This is a genomic window from Bradyrhizobium sp. Kon37, from assembly GCF_055807535.1.
Genome location: NZ_JBVVOY010000014.1, coordinates 128,768 through 144,064, shown reverse-complemented (window position 1 = coordinate 144,064; position 15,297 = coordinate 128,768). Strand labels below are relative to the sequence as shown.

Sequence of the window (15,297 nt, the reverse complement as noted above, 5' to 3'; positions counted from 1 at the left end):
TTGGGCCCATGGCGTCAGGCCGGGGCCAAATCCCCTGCCATGACGGAAGAATCAACTGAGCAAGAATTAACTGAGCGGACCGCTTCTAGCGGTCCACTCGGGCGAATCCTTGTCGATTGCTGGCCGGTTTACGGGCGCAAGCTTGTGCGAGACCCCAACTCGACACGCGAGCGGCCAAATCTGAAAACAAAAGCCCGAAAACTGAAGCCTGAAGATTCGTGCGGCGTCCCGGCCGACGAGTCTTACGTCTTCTTCTTCTTGGACTTCTTGGAGCCGCCCAGCATCGAAATGCTGGCGTCGACGTCCTTCAGCGCGGACTGCAGCTTTTTCTTCTCGGCGCCGAGCAACTTCTGCAGGGCCTTGCGGTCCTTGTCGCTCAACGAGGTGCCCTTGGTAAATTTGATGAAACCCATAACGAACTCCCCGGTTGAAAATAATCGTCCAAATCAAAACGCGAGAATAATCTTGCGCGATGGCGCCAAATAATCAAGATGCAACTTGGTCATTCACAGCTTTGACGGGTGACCCCGTATTCGCCCGTGATGTACGGCCGGTCATGCCGCTCTGCGATTGAGCAATCGGCCGAGCGGTGCGTTGGGTTGGACGAGGGCGGCCCCGAGCAGCGCGACGAGATCCTCCATCCACTGGCCGACCGTAGCGCCGTCGAGCAGCTCGCTCTTGTAATTGCATGAACCGGTGATTCCCGTCGGCCGCTCCTTGAGCATCAGCGACAGCCAGGTCTGGTCGATCGGCAGCACCGGCTGGCCTTCGCGGGCAATGTTGCCGATCGATCCTGTCGTGAGATCAGGCAGATCGAGCGGCTGGCGCAGCGGGTTTTGCAGGGTGAAATAGACTTGCAGCAGCGCGGCTGGATTGACCCCCTCCTGCTCCAGATGGTCGGCCAGGATGTTGAACGGCAGCTCCTGGCGCGCATGCGCGTCAAGCACGCTCTGGCGGACCCGGGCCACGGCCTGCGCGAACGACAGCTCCGGCGTGATTTTGGTGCGAACGATCACCGTGTTCTCGAACGGACCGACGATCCGGTCGGTGTCAGGCTGGGCGCGATTGGCCATGGCGGTGGCGATCGAGATGTCGTGGCGGCCGGTCCGCGCCAGCAGCAGGGCTTTCAGGCCGGTCAGCAGGCACATGAACAGCGTACAATTGTGCGGGCCGGCGAAGGCCGCGAGCTGGCCGATCAGCTCACGCTCGAGACCGACCGGATGGTGCCCTCTGGACGGGCCCGGGCTTGATTCGCCCTCGAAGAGGGGAGCCGCCCCGCGCAAATTCTCCGTCCATTCAGCCGCCTGACGGCGGGCGGCATCGGTGCCGCACCACCAGCGCTGCCAGCGCGCGACGTCCGAAAAGGCCGGCGGCGGTTTCGGCAGCGGCACCGACGGGTATCCGGCCAGCGCCGCATAACGGTGGGACAATTCCTCGAACAGCACGCCGATCGACCAGCCGTCGACGACGACGTGGTGCAGCGTCAGCAACAACACGTGATCGTCATCGTGGAGCCGCAGCAGCCGGGTGCGCAGCAGCGGCGCGCGCGTGGTGTCGATCGGGACATAGGTCTCCTGTTCGATCAGGAGATCGATCTTGCGGAGTTCCAGCGCCTTGCGCCGCTTGTTGTTGTGGGGCTGACCGTCGCCGATCGTCTCGACGGTCAGGACACGGCCGAGGGCGCCGGGCGCGGCGACGTGGCTGACGGGCTCCCCGCCGCTCCAGCCGAAATGGGTCCGCAGCGATTCGTGCCGGCGCACGAGGTCGTCGATCGCCTGCGCCAGGGCGGCCAGATTGAGCGGCCCCTGAAGACGGAAGGCGAAAGGCAGGTTGAACAGCGGCAAACCCGAAAGATTCTGCTCGATCCGCAGCATCTGGTCCTGCGCGATCGAGAGCGTGGGAGGGCTGCCTTCGGCCAGGCTCGCTCCAACCAGCCTTGCCAAACTTGCGGCCGGCTTGCGCGGCTTTGCCGCCACGGCCTCGTCGACCCGCCGGGCAAGCTCGTCGATCGTCGGTGCCTCGAAGATGGTCTTGATCGGCAGCGACACGCCGAGCGCCCGGGCGACGCGCGCCATCACCTGGCCCGCCAGCAGCGAATGACCGCCGAGGTCGAAGAAATTCTCGGTCACGCCGAGGCTCTCGACCTTCAGCAGGTCGATCCAGATGTCGGACAGCACCTTTTCGGTGAAGCGCCGCGCCGGCACAGTCGCATCCGGTCCGGAGGTTTCCTGCTGCGCCGGCGCCAGCAGCGCGCTCCGGTCGATTTTGCCATGGGCATTGAGCGGCACCTGGTCCAGGAACAGGAACGCGGACGGGATGGCATGGCCCGGCAGTCGGCTCTTCAGGAAGTCGCGCAGCTCGCTGGCGCTGCTCCGGCTGCCGGATCTCGCGACGATATGGGCAATCAGCCTGACATCGCCGCTTGCTTCGCGACGCGGCTCGACGATGCCGGCGCGCACATCCGGATGGTCGGCAAGCGCGTTCTCGATCTCCTTGAGCTCGATACGGTAGCCGCGGACCTTGACCTGATGGTCGGCGCGACCGAGGCATTCGATCGTGCCGTCGGCGCGGCGACGGGCGAGGTCGCCGGTCCGGTACAGCCGGCTGCTTGCTTTGCGCGAGAACGGATCGGGCAGGAAGCGCTGCCGGTTCTGCGCGGGATCGTTGACATAGCCGCGGCCGACACCGGCGCCGCCGATGCAGAGCTCGCCGGTCACGCCGACCGGCTGCGGCTGCAGGCTTGCGTCGAGCACGTAGAGCTCGGTGTTCGGCAGCGGCGCGCCGACCGGGACGTTGTTTGTCATGGTCGCCGGCGCCCTGGTCAGGCGATGCAGCGAGACGTCGTCGGAACATTCCGACGCACCGTAAGCGTTGATCAGCGGCACTTTCGGGCAGCGCGCGAACCAGGCGTTGCAGAGATCGACGGGTAGCGGCTCGCCCGTCGAGATCAGAAGGCGCAGCCTCGCAAAGGCGCGTCGGACCTGTGCCTCGTCCATGCGATCGAGGATCACGCGCAGCAGCGATGGGACGATCTCCAGCACCGTGATGCCCTCGCGCTCGATCTCGCGCGCGAGCAAAATCGGGTCTCCCACGATCGCGGTACCGCAGATATGGACGCGCGCGCCGACCATGGGCCCCGCGAGGAACTGCCATACCGAGATCACAAAACTCTGCGGCGCGGTCTGCGCGATCACGTCCCGGCGCGAGAGGTTCAGCTCGGAGATGAGCGAAGCCAAATGGTTCGAAAGCCCGCGCTGCTCGATCATGACGCCCTTGGGCGCGCCGGAGGACCCAGAAGTGTAGATGAGATAGGCAAGGCTCGAAGCCGCGCGCCGCGCCGCACGGGCCGGCTTGGTCGAAGCCGGCGCGATCGCATCCTCGAGCCCGGCCATTGGGATGCGCTCGACCAGCGGTTCGAGCAGCGCCTCCGCCATGGACGCCTGCGCCCGTCCGGTCAGCAGCATGCGGGCGCCGCTCGATCCGAGGATGGTTGCGAGCCGTGCCGGCGGCTGGTCGGGATCGAGATTGAGGAAGGCGGCGCCTACGCGTTGCACGGCGATCATCGCCGCGAGCAGGTCGGGTCCGCGCTCCGCAAGCAAGGCGACCACGGCCTCGGCGCCGACGCCTTCGCGGGCCAGCCAGCGCGCGGCCGCCTGGCTGCGGCGCGCCAGCTCGCGGTAGCTCACGGATGTGCGGCCGTCCGACACGGCGATCGCGTTCGGCGTCTTCTTGACCTGGCGGTCGAAACGTTCGCTCAAATTGCCGCGCGTGGTGAAATTGGCCGGCACGCCCCGGCCCTGCGCCAGCAGCTGCCGGCGTTCGGTCTCGGTCAGAAGTGCCAGGTGCGAGATGCGCTGCTCGGGATCGGCGATGACGGATTTGAGCAGGGTTTTGAACTGAGCGGCCATGCCCTCGATCGTCGCCGCGTCGAACAGATCGGTGGCGTATTCGAAGAAGCCGGTGAAACGGCCATCAGCCTCGACCAACTCGAGCGTGATGTCGAATCGCGCCACTTTTGGATCGATCTCGATCCGCCGCGTCGACAGACCGGGGAAAGACGCCGCCTCGATCGAGGCGTTCTGGAGGATGAACATGATCCGGAACAGCGGATTGCCGTCGCTCCTTCGCGCGATCTGAAGCGCGCGAAGGACCTCCTCGATCGGGAGGTCCTGGTTGCGATAGGCATCGAGCGTGACCTGCCGGACCCGGCGCAACATGTCGCCGAAGCTCGGATCGCTGCCAAAATCATTGCGCAGGATCAGGGTGTTGGCGAACAATCCGATCAGGCGCTCGCTCTCGATCTGGTTGCGGTTGGCGATCAGCGAGCCGGTCGCGACATCCTCGTGTCCGGTGTGACGGAACAGCAGGCACTGGAACACTGCGAGCAGGGTCATGAAGAGCGTGACGCCCTGGTTCTGGCTCAGCGCGCGCAGGTCGGCCGACAGGGTCCTGGAGAATTCGAGATAGCAACGGGCACCGTGGCCGCTCCAGACCTCCGGCCTTGGCCGGTCAGTCCGCAGCGGCAGTGTGGTGACGCCGTCGAGCTGCGTCCGCCAGTAATCGAGCTGCTCCCTGGCCGCCGGCGTCTGCGCCCAGCTCTGCTGCCAGAACGCGAAGTCGCGATACTGGAAGGCTGGCGAAGGCAGTGCCGCCACGTCGTTCTTGCGCGCTGCCGAATAATGGGCGGCGAGTTCTTCCCAGAACAGCCGCTGCGACCAGCCGTCGGTGACGAGATGATGGACGTTGACCACGAGCGCGTGGCTGTTCTTGTCGAACGAGAGCAACGTGACCTTCAGCGGCGCCTCGTGCGCGAGGTCGAACGGATGTTGCGCGAGCCGGAGCGCTTCGCGCCTGACAACAGCGGCCCGCTTGTCCGCGGGGCAGGGCTTGAGCTTGATCCGCTCGAACTGCGGCGGCGATTGCAGCACAAGCTGCACCGGCTCGCCCTCACGTTCGACGATGACCGACCGCAACGCCTCATGGCGCGCCGACATCGCGGCGAGGCCAGTAGAAAGTGCGGCGACGTCGAGCCCACCCTTGAGGAGCGCGACTTCGACGACGTTATAATTGTAGCGCGTGGGGTCCAGTCGCGAGAGCACGTACATCCGCTGCTGCTGGAACGACAGCGGCGCGTCTGCTTTCATGGCCTGGCGCCAGGCAGGCAGCATCGTTTCGCGATGAATTGCGGCGGTCTCGATCCGGGCCGCAAGCGCGGCGGCCGTGGCGCAATCGAAAACGTCCTCGAACGAGAAATCGACGTTGAAGCGTTCGCGCAGGCGCGAGCGCATCTGCGTCACCGCGAGCGAGTCGGCGCCGAGCGCGAAGACGTCCTGATCGCTCCCGACCTGCGGCAGCTCCAGCAAATTGGCCCAGATCCCGGCGAGCTCGGTCTCCAGCGCGTTGCGCGGCAGACGCGCCTCCTCCTCGCCGCCGCCCATTGTTGCGATCAGCTCGGCCAGCGCATTGCGCTTGACCTTGCCGCTGGCGCCTTTCGGCAGCGTCGCGACGCTGCGGATCAGGCTCGGCACCTTGTAGGCCGCGAGCCGTTTCCGGGCGAACTGGCGCAACTGGTCCGAGGTCGCCTCGGAATTCGGCCGCAGCACCACGATTGCGGCGACGTTCTCGCCGAGCTTCGGGTGCGGGACGGCAAACACGCCGGCCTCCAGCACCGCCGGATGGCTGAGCAGAACCTCTTCCACCTCCAGAGGCGAGATCTTCTGTCCGCCGCGGTTGATGACGTCCTTGATGCGGCCGACGATGAAGAGATAGCCGTCGGCGTCGAGATAGCCGAGATCGCCGGTCCGGAACCAGCCGTTGCGGAAGGCAGCCTGCGTCGCCGCCTCGTCATTATAGTAGCCGCGGCTCATGTTCGGTCCGCGCAGCATGATCTCGCCGTGCTCGCCGCTGGCGAGCGCGCGGCCCGTCTCGTCCATGATGGCGATCTCGGGGCCCGCGGCGCGCCCGACCGATCCGACCTTGCGCAGCTCGAACGGATTGGCCGCGATCTGCGAGGCCGCCTCCGTCATGCCGTAGGTTTCGAGCACGGGAACGCCGAACGTCGCCTCCAGCCCGCCGAGGATCGCAGGCGCAAGCGAGGCCGAGGCGGAGCGGATCACGCGCAGCGAGGACGATCGGGCAAGATCCGGGTTGGCTTCCGCCGCCGTCAGCAGCGCGCGATGGATGGTCGGCACTGCCGTGTACCAGCTCGGTTGCAGCTGCCGCATCCAGCCGAAGAAGGAGGCTGCGTCGAAACCTTCGGTACAGATCACGCTGGAGCCTGCGGCCAGCGCTGTCAGCAGGCCGGAAATCAAACCATGGGCGTGAAACAGCGGCAGGACGTTGAGCAGACGATCATGGGACGCGAGCGACAGCACGCGGCCGGCATTGTAGGCGGAGAGGCAAACATTGCGATGCGTCAGCGGCACCATCTTCGGTCGCGCCGCCGTGCCCGAGGTCAGCAAGATGAACGCGTCGTCGTCGCCGCGCGAGGCGCCGCTGCTGCTCGCCGGTCCAACCGCCGGCCCGACGAACGTGCAGCCGCCGAGATCGTCTTGCGACCCCGGCACGAAATCGATCACGGCAATATCGAGCACCTTGGCGACATCGCGGGCCGCCGAGTTCGTGTCGGCCCGGGTGACGAGCGCGCTCAGCTTCAATTCGCTGAAATAGCGTTGCAGCTCGTCCGCCGTCAGATCGGGATTGACCGGGACGCAAGCGCAGCTCGAGGCGACCGCGATCAGCGCCAGTGCGCTGTCGGCACCGCGCGGCAGTGCAACCGCAATACGGTCGGCAGGGGTAATGCCAAGCCCGCGCAGCGTGCGGACGAGATCCTGCGTCCGCTGGCCAATCCCGCCGTAGTTGAGGACCGGCCGACCAGGGGCGAGGAGCGCGGGCGCCGCCGGCGTCTTGCGGGCATGGAAATCGAGAAGACCGCCGATATCCGCGAATATCTTCGTTTCGGCCGTCGTGCCGGCTGATCCCTGCGGCGCTGGGCGTGTAGCGTCCGACAATTCCGTTCCCTTTTGATCCGGTTCGGCTATTCTTCCAAGAAGTTACGGAACGCGTCCAGTCTGAGGTGAAGTTTTGGCCCCAAAATCTGTGGTTGCGGGACCCTGAGCCCTTCGACGGAGTGATTGGTCGGGCAGAATCACCATGCTGGAGACTGAGTCGGGCACGGGAACGGAAGGCGGGCTGAAGCGCTGGCTCGAGGGTATCGGTCTTAGCCACTATACCGATCTCTTCGCGCAGCACCGTCTCGATCTCGATGTCATGGGAGACCTGACCGAATCCGATCTGGTCGAGCTCGGATTGCCACTCGGCGATCGGAAGCGGCTCCAGCGGGCCATGACCGCGTTGTTCCGGGCCGAAACCGCGGAGAAGCCCGACGGGACGGCGCGCCCGCAAATCCGGACGGAGGTCGGCGCCGAGCGGCGTCAGCTCACCACGATGTTCTGTGACATGGTGGATTCCACCTCGCTCTCGGTGCAGTTCGATCCGGAAGACGTGCGCGACATGATCGCGAGCTTCCGCGAAACCTGTGTCCGCGTGGTGAAGCATTACGAAGGTTTTGCCGCCCGTTTCGTCGGGGACGGTATTTTGGTCTATTTCGGCTATCCGACCGCACATGAGGACGACGCCGAGCGCGCCGTGCGAGCGGGGCTGGAAATCGTCCGGGTGCTGTCGACCGCCCGCGCGATCGAGCCGCGTGGTGCGCTCAGCCACTCGCCCGCCGTCCGCATCGGCATTGCGACCGGTCTCGTCGTGGTTGGCGACCTCGTCGGACAGGGCACTGAAGAGCGCGACTCCGCGGTCGGAGAAACCGTCAATCTCGCCGCGCGCCTGCAAGGCCTGGCGCCGCCCAACGGTGTGGTGATTTCCACGTCGACCCAGTCGCTGCTGAAGGGGAAGTTCGACTACCGCGATCTCGGCGTCCACGCGCTCAAGGGCATCTCGGAGAAAGCTCAGGCCTGGCACGTGATGCGCGCCTCGCGAGTGGAGACCCGCTTCGCTGCCGCCATGGGCACGCGGCTGACCCCGCTCGTCAACCGCGAGGAGGAGATTGCGCTGCTGATGGGGCGCTGGCAGCAGGCCAAGGAGGGCGAGGGCCAGGTCGTGGTCAAGTTCGGCGAGCCCGGCATCGGCAAGTCGCGCATCATCCAGGAGATCTTCGAGCGGATCGCGGGCGACCGCCATGGACAGGTCTCGTTCCAGTGCTCGCCCTATTACACCTCCACGGCGTTCTATCCGTTCGCCGAGCAGCTCAAATTCTCTCTCGGTCTCGATCGCGAGGATGCGTCCGTGCAGTCGCTGGCGAGCCTGGAGACCGCGATCGCCGCCGCTCATGGCGACATCGAGCAGGTTGCTCCGCTGCTTGCCGCGCTGTTGTCCATTCCGACCGGTGACCGCTATCCGCCGCTGGAGCTGTCGCCGCAGCAGCAAAAGGATGCGACCGTCGCGGCGCTGGTCAATCATTTTCTCGGCCTGGCGCGCGAGCAGCCGCTGGTGATCGCATTCGAGGATCTGCACTGGATCGACCCGACATCCCGTGAGGTGATCGATCTCCTGGTCGACCGGGCACAGCACCGGGCAATCCTGGTCATCATCACCGCGCGGACCGAATTCCAGCCGAGCTGGAACGCCCATTCGCATATCACGACCCTGGTCCTGAGCCGGTTGAGCCGGCAGTTGCGCGCGACGCTGGTCGAGCGCGTGGCGGGACGCGAGCTTCCCAAGGAGGTCATCGAGGAGATCATCGTCAAGACCGACGGCGTGCCGCTGTTCCTGGAGGAGCTGACCAAGACGGTGCTCGAATCCAACCTCCTGACCGAACGGCACGGGCGCTACGTGCTGTCGGGCCCGTGGCGGCAGCTCGCGATCCCGGCGACGCTGACGGACTCGCTGATGGCGCGGCTGGACCGGATGGGGCCGTTCAAGCGGATCGCGCAGATCGGCGCCACCATCGGCCGCGAATTCTCCTACGAGACGCTACACGCGGTCGCCAACACGCCGGCCGAACAGATCGAGGCCGCGCTCAATCACCTGGAGGAGGCCGGGCTGATCATGCGCCGCGGCCATCCGCCCGACGCGCTCTACTCCTTCAAGCACGTGATGATCCAGAACGCAGCGCATGCGAGCTTGCTGCACAGCGAGCGGCGCAAGCTGCATTCCCGGATCGCCCAGGTGCTCGCCGAGATGTATCCCGAGAAGACCGAGCGCGAACCGGAGCTGCTTGCCCATCATTTGACCGAATCCGGCCAGAGCGAGGGCGCTGCCAGCTTCTGGCTCAAGGCCGGCAAGCAGGCGGCCAAGAGCGGCGCCAATCTGGAGGCGATCGGCCATCTGCGCCGCGGCCTCAGCGTCGTGCAGGCCAATGCGCGCATGCAGGGCGCCGACGAGATGGAGCTGGAGCTGCGCATCGCGCTCGGCAACGCGCTGATCGCCGCCAAGGGCTATGCCGTGCAGGAGGTGGAGGAGAACTACGTCCGCGCCCTCGAGCTCGGCCAGCAGCTCGACGACGACGAAAAGGCCTTCGCCGCCACGCGCGGGCTCTGGGTCTGTCATTTCATCCGCGCCGATCTGACCCGCGCGCACGATCTCAGCGTCGAGCTGTTGAAGTTCGCCAAGCGCGAGCGGCTGAACGAGGGGACGCTGCCGGCGCAGCAGACCGGCTATCTGATCGAGGCGCATCGCTCGATCGCGATGACCATGCTCTATCGCGGGCGCTTTGCTGTGTCCCAGCACCATCTGCATCGCTGCATCAACCTCTACAGCCCCGACCTGCACTCCGATCTGATGGAGCGGCACGGCACCGATCCCGGCGTCGTCTCGCTGTCCTATCTCGGCTACCTGCTGTGGTTCCTCGGCCGGCCCGACGCGGCGCGCCAGCACAGCGAGCAGGCGATCGCGAACGCCGAGAAGATCCGCCACCCCTTCACGCTCGCCTTCGCGCTCGTGTTCGGCGCCTATCTCTGCCAGCATTTGCGCGATGTCGAAGGCACGCGCGACCACGCCAACCGCGCCATGATCATCGCCACCGAGCACAATTTCCTGCACTGGAAGCAGCAGGCCGCGATCCTGCGCGGCTGGGCGCTGGCGCAGCTCGGCGAGGCCGACGAAGGCCTCAGCCAGATGCGGTTCGGCCTCGACGAATACGAAGCGATGGATTCCTGGCTCGCCGGCTGCTGGTTCCGCTGCCTGCTCGCGGAGGCCTACGCCAAGGTCGGGATGCGCGATGCCGCCTTGCGCGCGCTGGACGGTGCGCTCGCGACCGCAAGACGGACCGGCGACCACTCCTACCTCGCCGAGGTCTACCGCCTGCAAGGCGAGATCACGCTCTCGGACGGGGATCCGGCCTCGGTGCAGGAGGCCGAGGACCTGTTCAACCTGTCGCTGGAGATCGCACGCAAGCAGGGCGCGCTGTCGTGGGAGCTTCGCACCGCCGTCAGCCTCGCGCGCCTGTCGTACCAAGCCGGCAAGCGCGAGCACGCTCGTCTCCTGCTCGTACCGATCGTCGGCAAGTTCAGCGAGGGCTTTTCCACGCCGGACCTGAAACAGGCGATGCAACTGATCGACGAGCTCGGCGCGGACGCGCCTGTTCGTGCACAGGTCGATCCCGTGAGATGAGCGATCTTGCCGCCGCGCGTGCGCGTTACGTGGAGCTGATCGCAAAGCGCGAGCGGATCTCCTCAACGCGCCTGCTCGAAGCCCTCGCCACCGTTCCGCGCGAAAAGTTTCTGGCAAAGGGACCCTGGCGCATCAAGAGCGAGGCGGCGCGCAATTATCGGCTGACGCCGGATGCCGATCCCGTTCATCTCCAGGACAATGTGCTGGTCGCGATCGATGCGCGCCGCAAGCTCGACACCGGACTGCCGAGCCTGTGGGCGCACTTCATCGATTTGCTCGACGTCGGGGAGAAAGACCGTGTGGTCCAGATCGGCTGCGGGCTCGGCTATTTCTCGGCCGTGCTGTCGAAGATCGTGGGCCCCAAGGGCAGGGTGCAGGCAATCGAATGCGACGAGCGGCTTGCGGCGCGCGCCGCGAGCTATCTCGGCGCCTATCGCAACGTCGCGGTCGTCCATGGCGACGGATGCGAGGACATCGGCGAACCCGCCGACGTGATCATCGTTCATGCCGGCTTCTCGCAGCCGCATCCGCTCTGGCTTCGATCGCTTCGTCCGCGCGGCCGGCTTCTGGTGCCGCTGACCCAGCGGGACCGCGAAGGCGCCGCGCTCAAGATCACCCGCAAGGGCAAGGGGTTCGAAGCCGAGGCGGTGCAGCAGATCCGGATCTTCCCCGGTCAGGGTCGAGGCGTGACCGCGCTCGACGACCGCGTCGCCGACTGGTGGCAGCGCGCCTCCGCGCTGGCGCCGCTGCGCTTTCGCGGCATCGAGCAGGGGCTGCCGTCGGATGGCTAACGCTTCGTTTCATTTTACCTTGATTGCGAATGTAAGTATCCAACGCGTCTCGACGCCGCTATGACTACGGCCTGATCGCCATACGAGCGCGCGCCATGCATTCCGTTGCCCTGCTGACCGCCAGCTACGCCAAGGATATCGAGCGCTTTTCGCTGCTCAGCGAGAGCATCGACAGCTGGTTGACCGGGTACACGCGGCATTATGTTCTCGTTAACGATGAGGATCTGCCGCTGTTCGCGCGGTTCGGTTCCGACAAGCGTGTCATCGTTCCGGCCTCGCGCTATTTGCCGAAATGGCTCAGGGCGCTGCCGCCGGCTCTGCAGTTCATCAGCAAGCGGCGCGTCTGGCTGTCGCTGCTGTCGTCACCTGTTCATGGCTGGCACATCCAGCAGATCCTCAAGATCGCAGGCGTCCTCAACGCGCCCGAGCAGCGCGTCTGCATCCTGGATTCGGACAATCTGTTCTTCCGCGAATTCGACGTCGGCCAGTATGCCGGTGCCGAGAAGACGCCGCTGTTCGTGACGCGCAACGGGATCGACGCCGCCCACCCCTTGCATGTCCTGTGGCTCCGCACCATCGATCAGCTCCTTGGCATCAAGGACAGGTCCTTCCCCGCGGACGACTATGTCGGCAACGCACTGGTCTGGGACAAGGACACTGCGCGCGCGATGACCGACGCAATCAAGTCGGCGACGGGATTGAACTGGGTTCTGGCACTGTGCCGGAAGAAGAAGTTCTCGGAATATCTCATGTACGGCCATTTCGTCGCGAACGCGCCCGCGCATCTGGCCACCCATCGGGTCACCGAGGACAGCATCGCGGTCTCGCATTGGGATGACACGCGCCTCGACCGCCCGGCCATCGAAGCGATGATGCATGCCGCTTCGCCCGACCAGGTGGCGCTCTGCATCCAGTCCTATTCGTCGACCTCGATCGACGACATCCGCGACGTGTTCCGCCTCAGCTCGCGCGACCGTCGCAGTCCGAGCCTGTCTCCGGAGGACATCGGGGACCAGGTTCAGTTCGAGGCTCCGAAGACGCGCTGAGACCCGGCGCCTTCACGCGTCCTTCGTGAACTTACTGATCACGTTCATGAACGGCTTCGGCTTGAACTCGCCGTCGAGCGGCAGAGGACGGTTCGGCTGCTTGTCGGCGCGGGCAAAGGTGCCGTTGATCCAGCTATAGCGGTCCGAGAGGCCCCAGGTCAGGATCGAGCGCACCGGTCCGCTGGTCGAGATCGCGGTCAGGAGATCATCGACGCGCTTGGCGACGATGGCGTCGCGTTCTGCCGGCGTCCCCGTCAGCTTCTGGTCGTCGACATCGAGCTCGGTGACATACACCTCGAGGCCCCAGGCGCGCAGCTCGGTGACGAACTCGGCGAGCCCATGGGTGTCGATCTCGAGCTCGGCATGCAGATGCGATTGCAGTCCCACGGCGTGCAGCGGCACGCCCTGGTCGAGCAGCTCCATGATGAGTTGGCGGTAGGCCGCGCGCTTCGCGATGAACGTGTCCTTGGCCGATTCAATGTCGTATTCGTTGATCGCGAGCTTGACGAAGGGGTCGGCCGCCGCTGCCGTGCGGAACGCCAACGGAATCCAGCGATTGCCCAGATGCTGCGTCCAGAACGACTCGCGCCGGTCTTTTGGACTGCGCGGATTGTCGGGGATCGGCTCGTTGACGACGTCCCACGACGTCAGCTTGTCCTTGTAATAGGAGACGACGGTGCCGATGTGGTCGACATAGGCGCGCTCGACACCCTTGGTATCCTTGATCTGCTTGGTCCAGTCCGGAATGTCGTGATACCAGGCGAGCGCGTGGCCGCGCATCGTCAGGTCGTTCTGCCGGGCGAAATCCAGGATCGCGTCGGCACGTTCGAAGGCAAAGGTGTGCGCGTCCGGACGCAGCATCGGCCATTTCAGCTCGAGCACCGGAACCACCTGCGTGCAATACGTGCTGATGGCTTCGCCGAGCCTGGGATCGGCTTGCAGATCCCAGAGCGTGGCCGCGGCACCAAATCCCTGATAGCGCTGGGCGAGTTTCGACGCCGGCGCTGCGGATGCCGATGCGGCTGCCGTGAGTGCTGCGGCGCTGCCGAGGAGAAATTCGCGTCTGTCGAGCCTGGTCACGGCATTCCTTAATCGCACCAACGCGCCATCGTACCAAGCGACGCCTCGCAACGCCGGGGTTTTCCCTCGTTGGGTTAACTTTGCCATCTGCGAAACCACGGTTCCTTTCCGTGGCCGTGCCGCCGTCAGGGAAGGGCAAATTTAACGCTAACCCGCGAAAGCGGCCTCAAAGCCGCATTCGCCGCCCGATCTCCAGACTTATGTGACATTCTTGAGGGATGCTGCGGCGCAATTCGTTCGCCCCGCCATGGTCCAATTGATGAACGGCCGTCACACTCGCAACAATGTTGCCGGTCCCGTGCTCGCATGCTGAACCGCCATTTCTCGATTTATCTCGTCGCCTACATCCTGCCTGCGGCGGTGGGCTTCTTTGCCGTCACGGCCTACACGCGGCTGCTGACGCCGGCGGAGTACGGCGTCTATGTTGTCGGCACCAGCCTGGCGGGCATTCTAGGCGCGATCTTCTTCGCCTGGATCAAGCTCTCGGTGTCGCGCTATCAGGCGATGTCGGCCGAGGTGGATTTTCGCGGCACGGCGATGGTCGCCTTTGCGCTCACCGTTGCCGCCCTCTGCGCCACCACGCCGCTGGTCTTCCTGTTCCGCAGCGATCTCAGCGTCGGGCTGCTGCTGGCCAGCATGTTCGTCGCGATCATGGCGAATGCCGTCGATGTCGGCCAGGAGTTCGAGCGGGCCAAACTGCGCCCGTACAGATTCGCGGCGATCTCGATCGTGCGCAGCGTGTCGAGCGTCGGTTTCGGCCTGCTCGGCATCTGGCTCGGCTGGGGTGGACTGGGACTGCTCGCCGCATTCGGCCTGGGTTCGCTCGCCGGGATCATCCTGAACCTCGTCGGTGACCGCACCAGGATCGCGCGCTTTCAGCGCAGCCAGTTCGTGCAGCTCGCGCGCTACGGCCTGCCGCTGACGCTGGCCGGTCTATCCGTTGCGGTCTACTCGGCTTGCGACCGCCTCATCGTGGCATATTTGCTCGGCAAGGACGCCGCCGGCATCTTTGGCGTCGCCGCCGATCTGCCGCGACAGTTCATGGTCATGATCGCCTCCAGCGTCGCTGCGGCAACAGTGCCGCTGGTGTTCCGGTCATTGTCGGAGAAAAACTCCGAGACGACGCGGGAGCGGCTGACCGAGAGCCTCGAGCTTCTGCTCGTCGTAGTCGCGCCCGTCGCCGTCTGGCTTGCGCTCGCAGCCGACCAGGTCGCCGGGACACTCGTCGGCGTCGACTTCCGCGCCGGGGTGTCGGCATTGCTGCCGATCCTGGTGCTCGCGCGCTTGTTCGGCATCGCCAATCAATTCTACGTGCAGATCAGCTTCCAGCTTGCCGAGCGGCCGTTCATGCTGGCGGCGCAGTCGTTTCTGACGCTGGTCGTCAGCGTGGCGTTGATGTTCGTGCTGGTGGCCGGCCATGGCCTCTACGGCGCGGCGCTGGCGACGCTCGCAACCGAAGCGATGGGCTTCCTCGTTGCCGTCGTCCTGATGCATCGCGCCCATCCGGTCCCGTTCGACCTCCACCGGCTCGCCGGCGTTGCCGTCTCCGCCGCGGCGATGGCGGCCGCGATTCTCGTGGCACGATCCCAGGTCAATGGCATCGGCCTCGTCCCGCTCATGGTCGTGAGCCTCGCCGGCGGGCTCGCTTATGCCGCTGCCGGCTGGTTGCTGAACGTCGCAAAGGTCCGGACGCTGTCGCTGCGATTCCTGCGAACCTTCAATCGAAAGGCGTTGGGCGTTTAGCCGCGATGTCTGAC

The 15,297-nt window shown here is 65.6% G+C and carries 7 protein-coding genes; 4 read left to right on the top strand and 3 right to left on the bottom strand.

Translation table 11 applies throughout. From position 1 onward, the window contains the following. Positions 1-242: 242 nt before the first annotated feature. Positions 243-413, bottom strand: a complete 171-nt coding sequence (locus tag AC0L3J_RS24245) for a hypothetical protein (RefSeq protein ID WP_162847227.1) — start codon at positions 411-413, stop codon at positions 243-245. A gap of 141 nt (positions 414-554) precedes the next feature. Then, positions 555-7,010 (bottom strand): amino acid adenylation domain-containing protein, encoded by a 6,456-nt coding sequence (locus tag AC0L3J_RS24240; RefSeq protein WP_473348541.1) that lies wholly within the window; start codon positions 7,008-7,010, stop codon positions 555-557. Between the two features lie 142 nt (positions 7,011-7,152). Here AC0L3J_RS24240 and AC0L3J_RS24235 point away from each other — a divergent pair, with 142 nt between their 5' ends. The 3 genes from AC0L3J_RS24235 to AC0L3J_RS24225 all read left to right on the top strand — a co-directional run bounded on the left by AC0L3J_RS24235 (position 7,153) and on the right by AC0L3J_RS24225 (position 12,460). Then, positions 7,153-10,623, top strand: coding sequence for an ATP-binding protein (locus tag AC0L3J_RS24235; protein ID WP_473348540.1), 3,471 nt, complete (start codon positions 7,153-7,155; stop codon positions 10,621-10,623). Further along, complete coding sequence (locus AC0L3J_RS24230; protein ID WP_473348539.1) at positions 10,620-11,414, top strand: protein-L-isoaspartate O-methyltransferase family protein; 795 nt, start codon at positions 10,620-10,622, stop codon at positions 11,412-11,414. The genes AC0L3J_RS24235 and AC0L3J_RS24230 overlap by 4 nt, the downstream gene beginning before the upstream one ends. A gap of 95 nt (positions 11,415-11,509) precedes the next feature. Then, entirely contained in the window at positions 11,510-12,460 is a 951-nt protein-coding gene (locus AC0L3J_RS24225; RefSeq protein ID WP_473348538.1) for a DUF6492 family protein, read from the top strand. Positions 12,461-12,472: 12 nt separating this feature from the next. On the opposite strand, the gene AC0L3J_RS24220 is transcribed toward AC0L3J_RS24225, so the two are convergent. Next, positions 12,473-13,540 (bottom strand): endo-1,4-beta-xylanase, encoded by a 1,068-nt coding sequence (locus tag AC0L3J_RS24220; RefSeq protein WP_473348537.1) that lies wholly within the window; start codon positions 13,538-13,540, stop codon positions 12,473-12,475. Between the two features lie 306 nt (positions 13,541-13,846). On the opposite strand from AC0L3J_RS24220, the gene AC0L3J_RS24215 reads away from it, so the two are divergent. Continuing rightward, positions 13,847-15,283, top strand: coding sequence for a lipopolysaccharide biosynthesis protein (locus AC0L3J_RS24215; RefSeq protein WP_473348536.1), 1,437 nt, complete (start codon positions 13,847-13,849; stop codon positions 15,281-15,283). Positions 15,284-15,297: the final 14 nt, after the last annotated feature.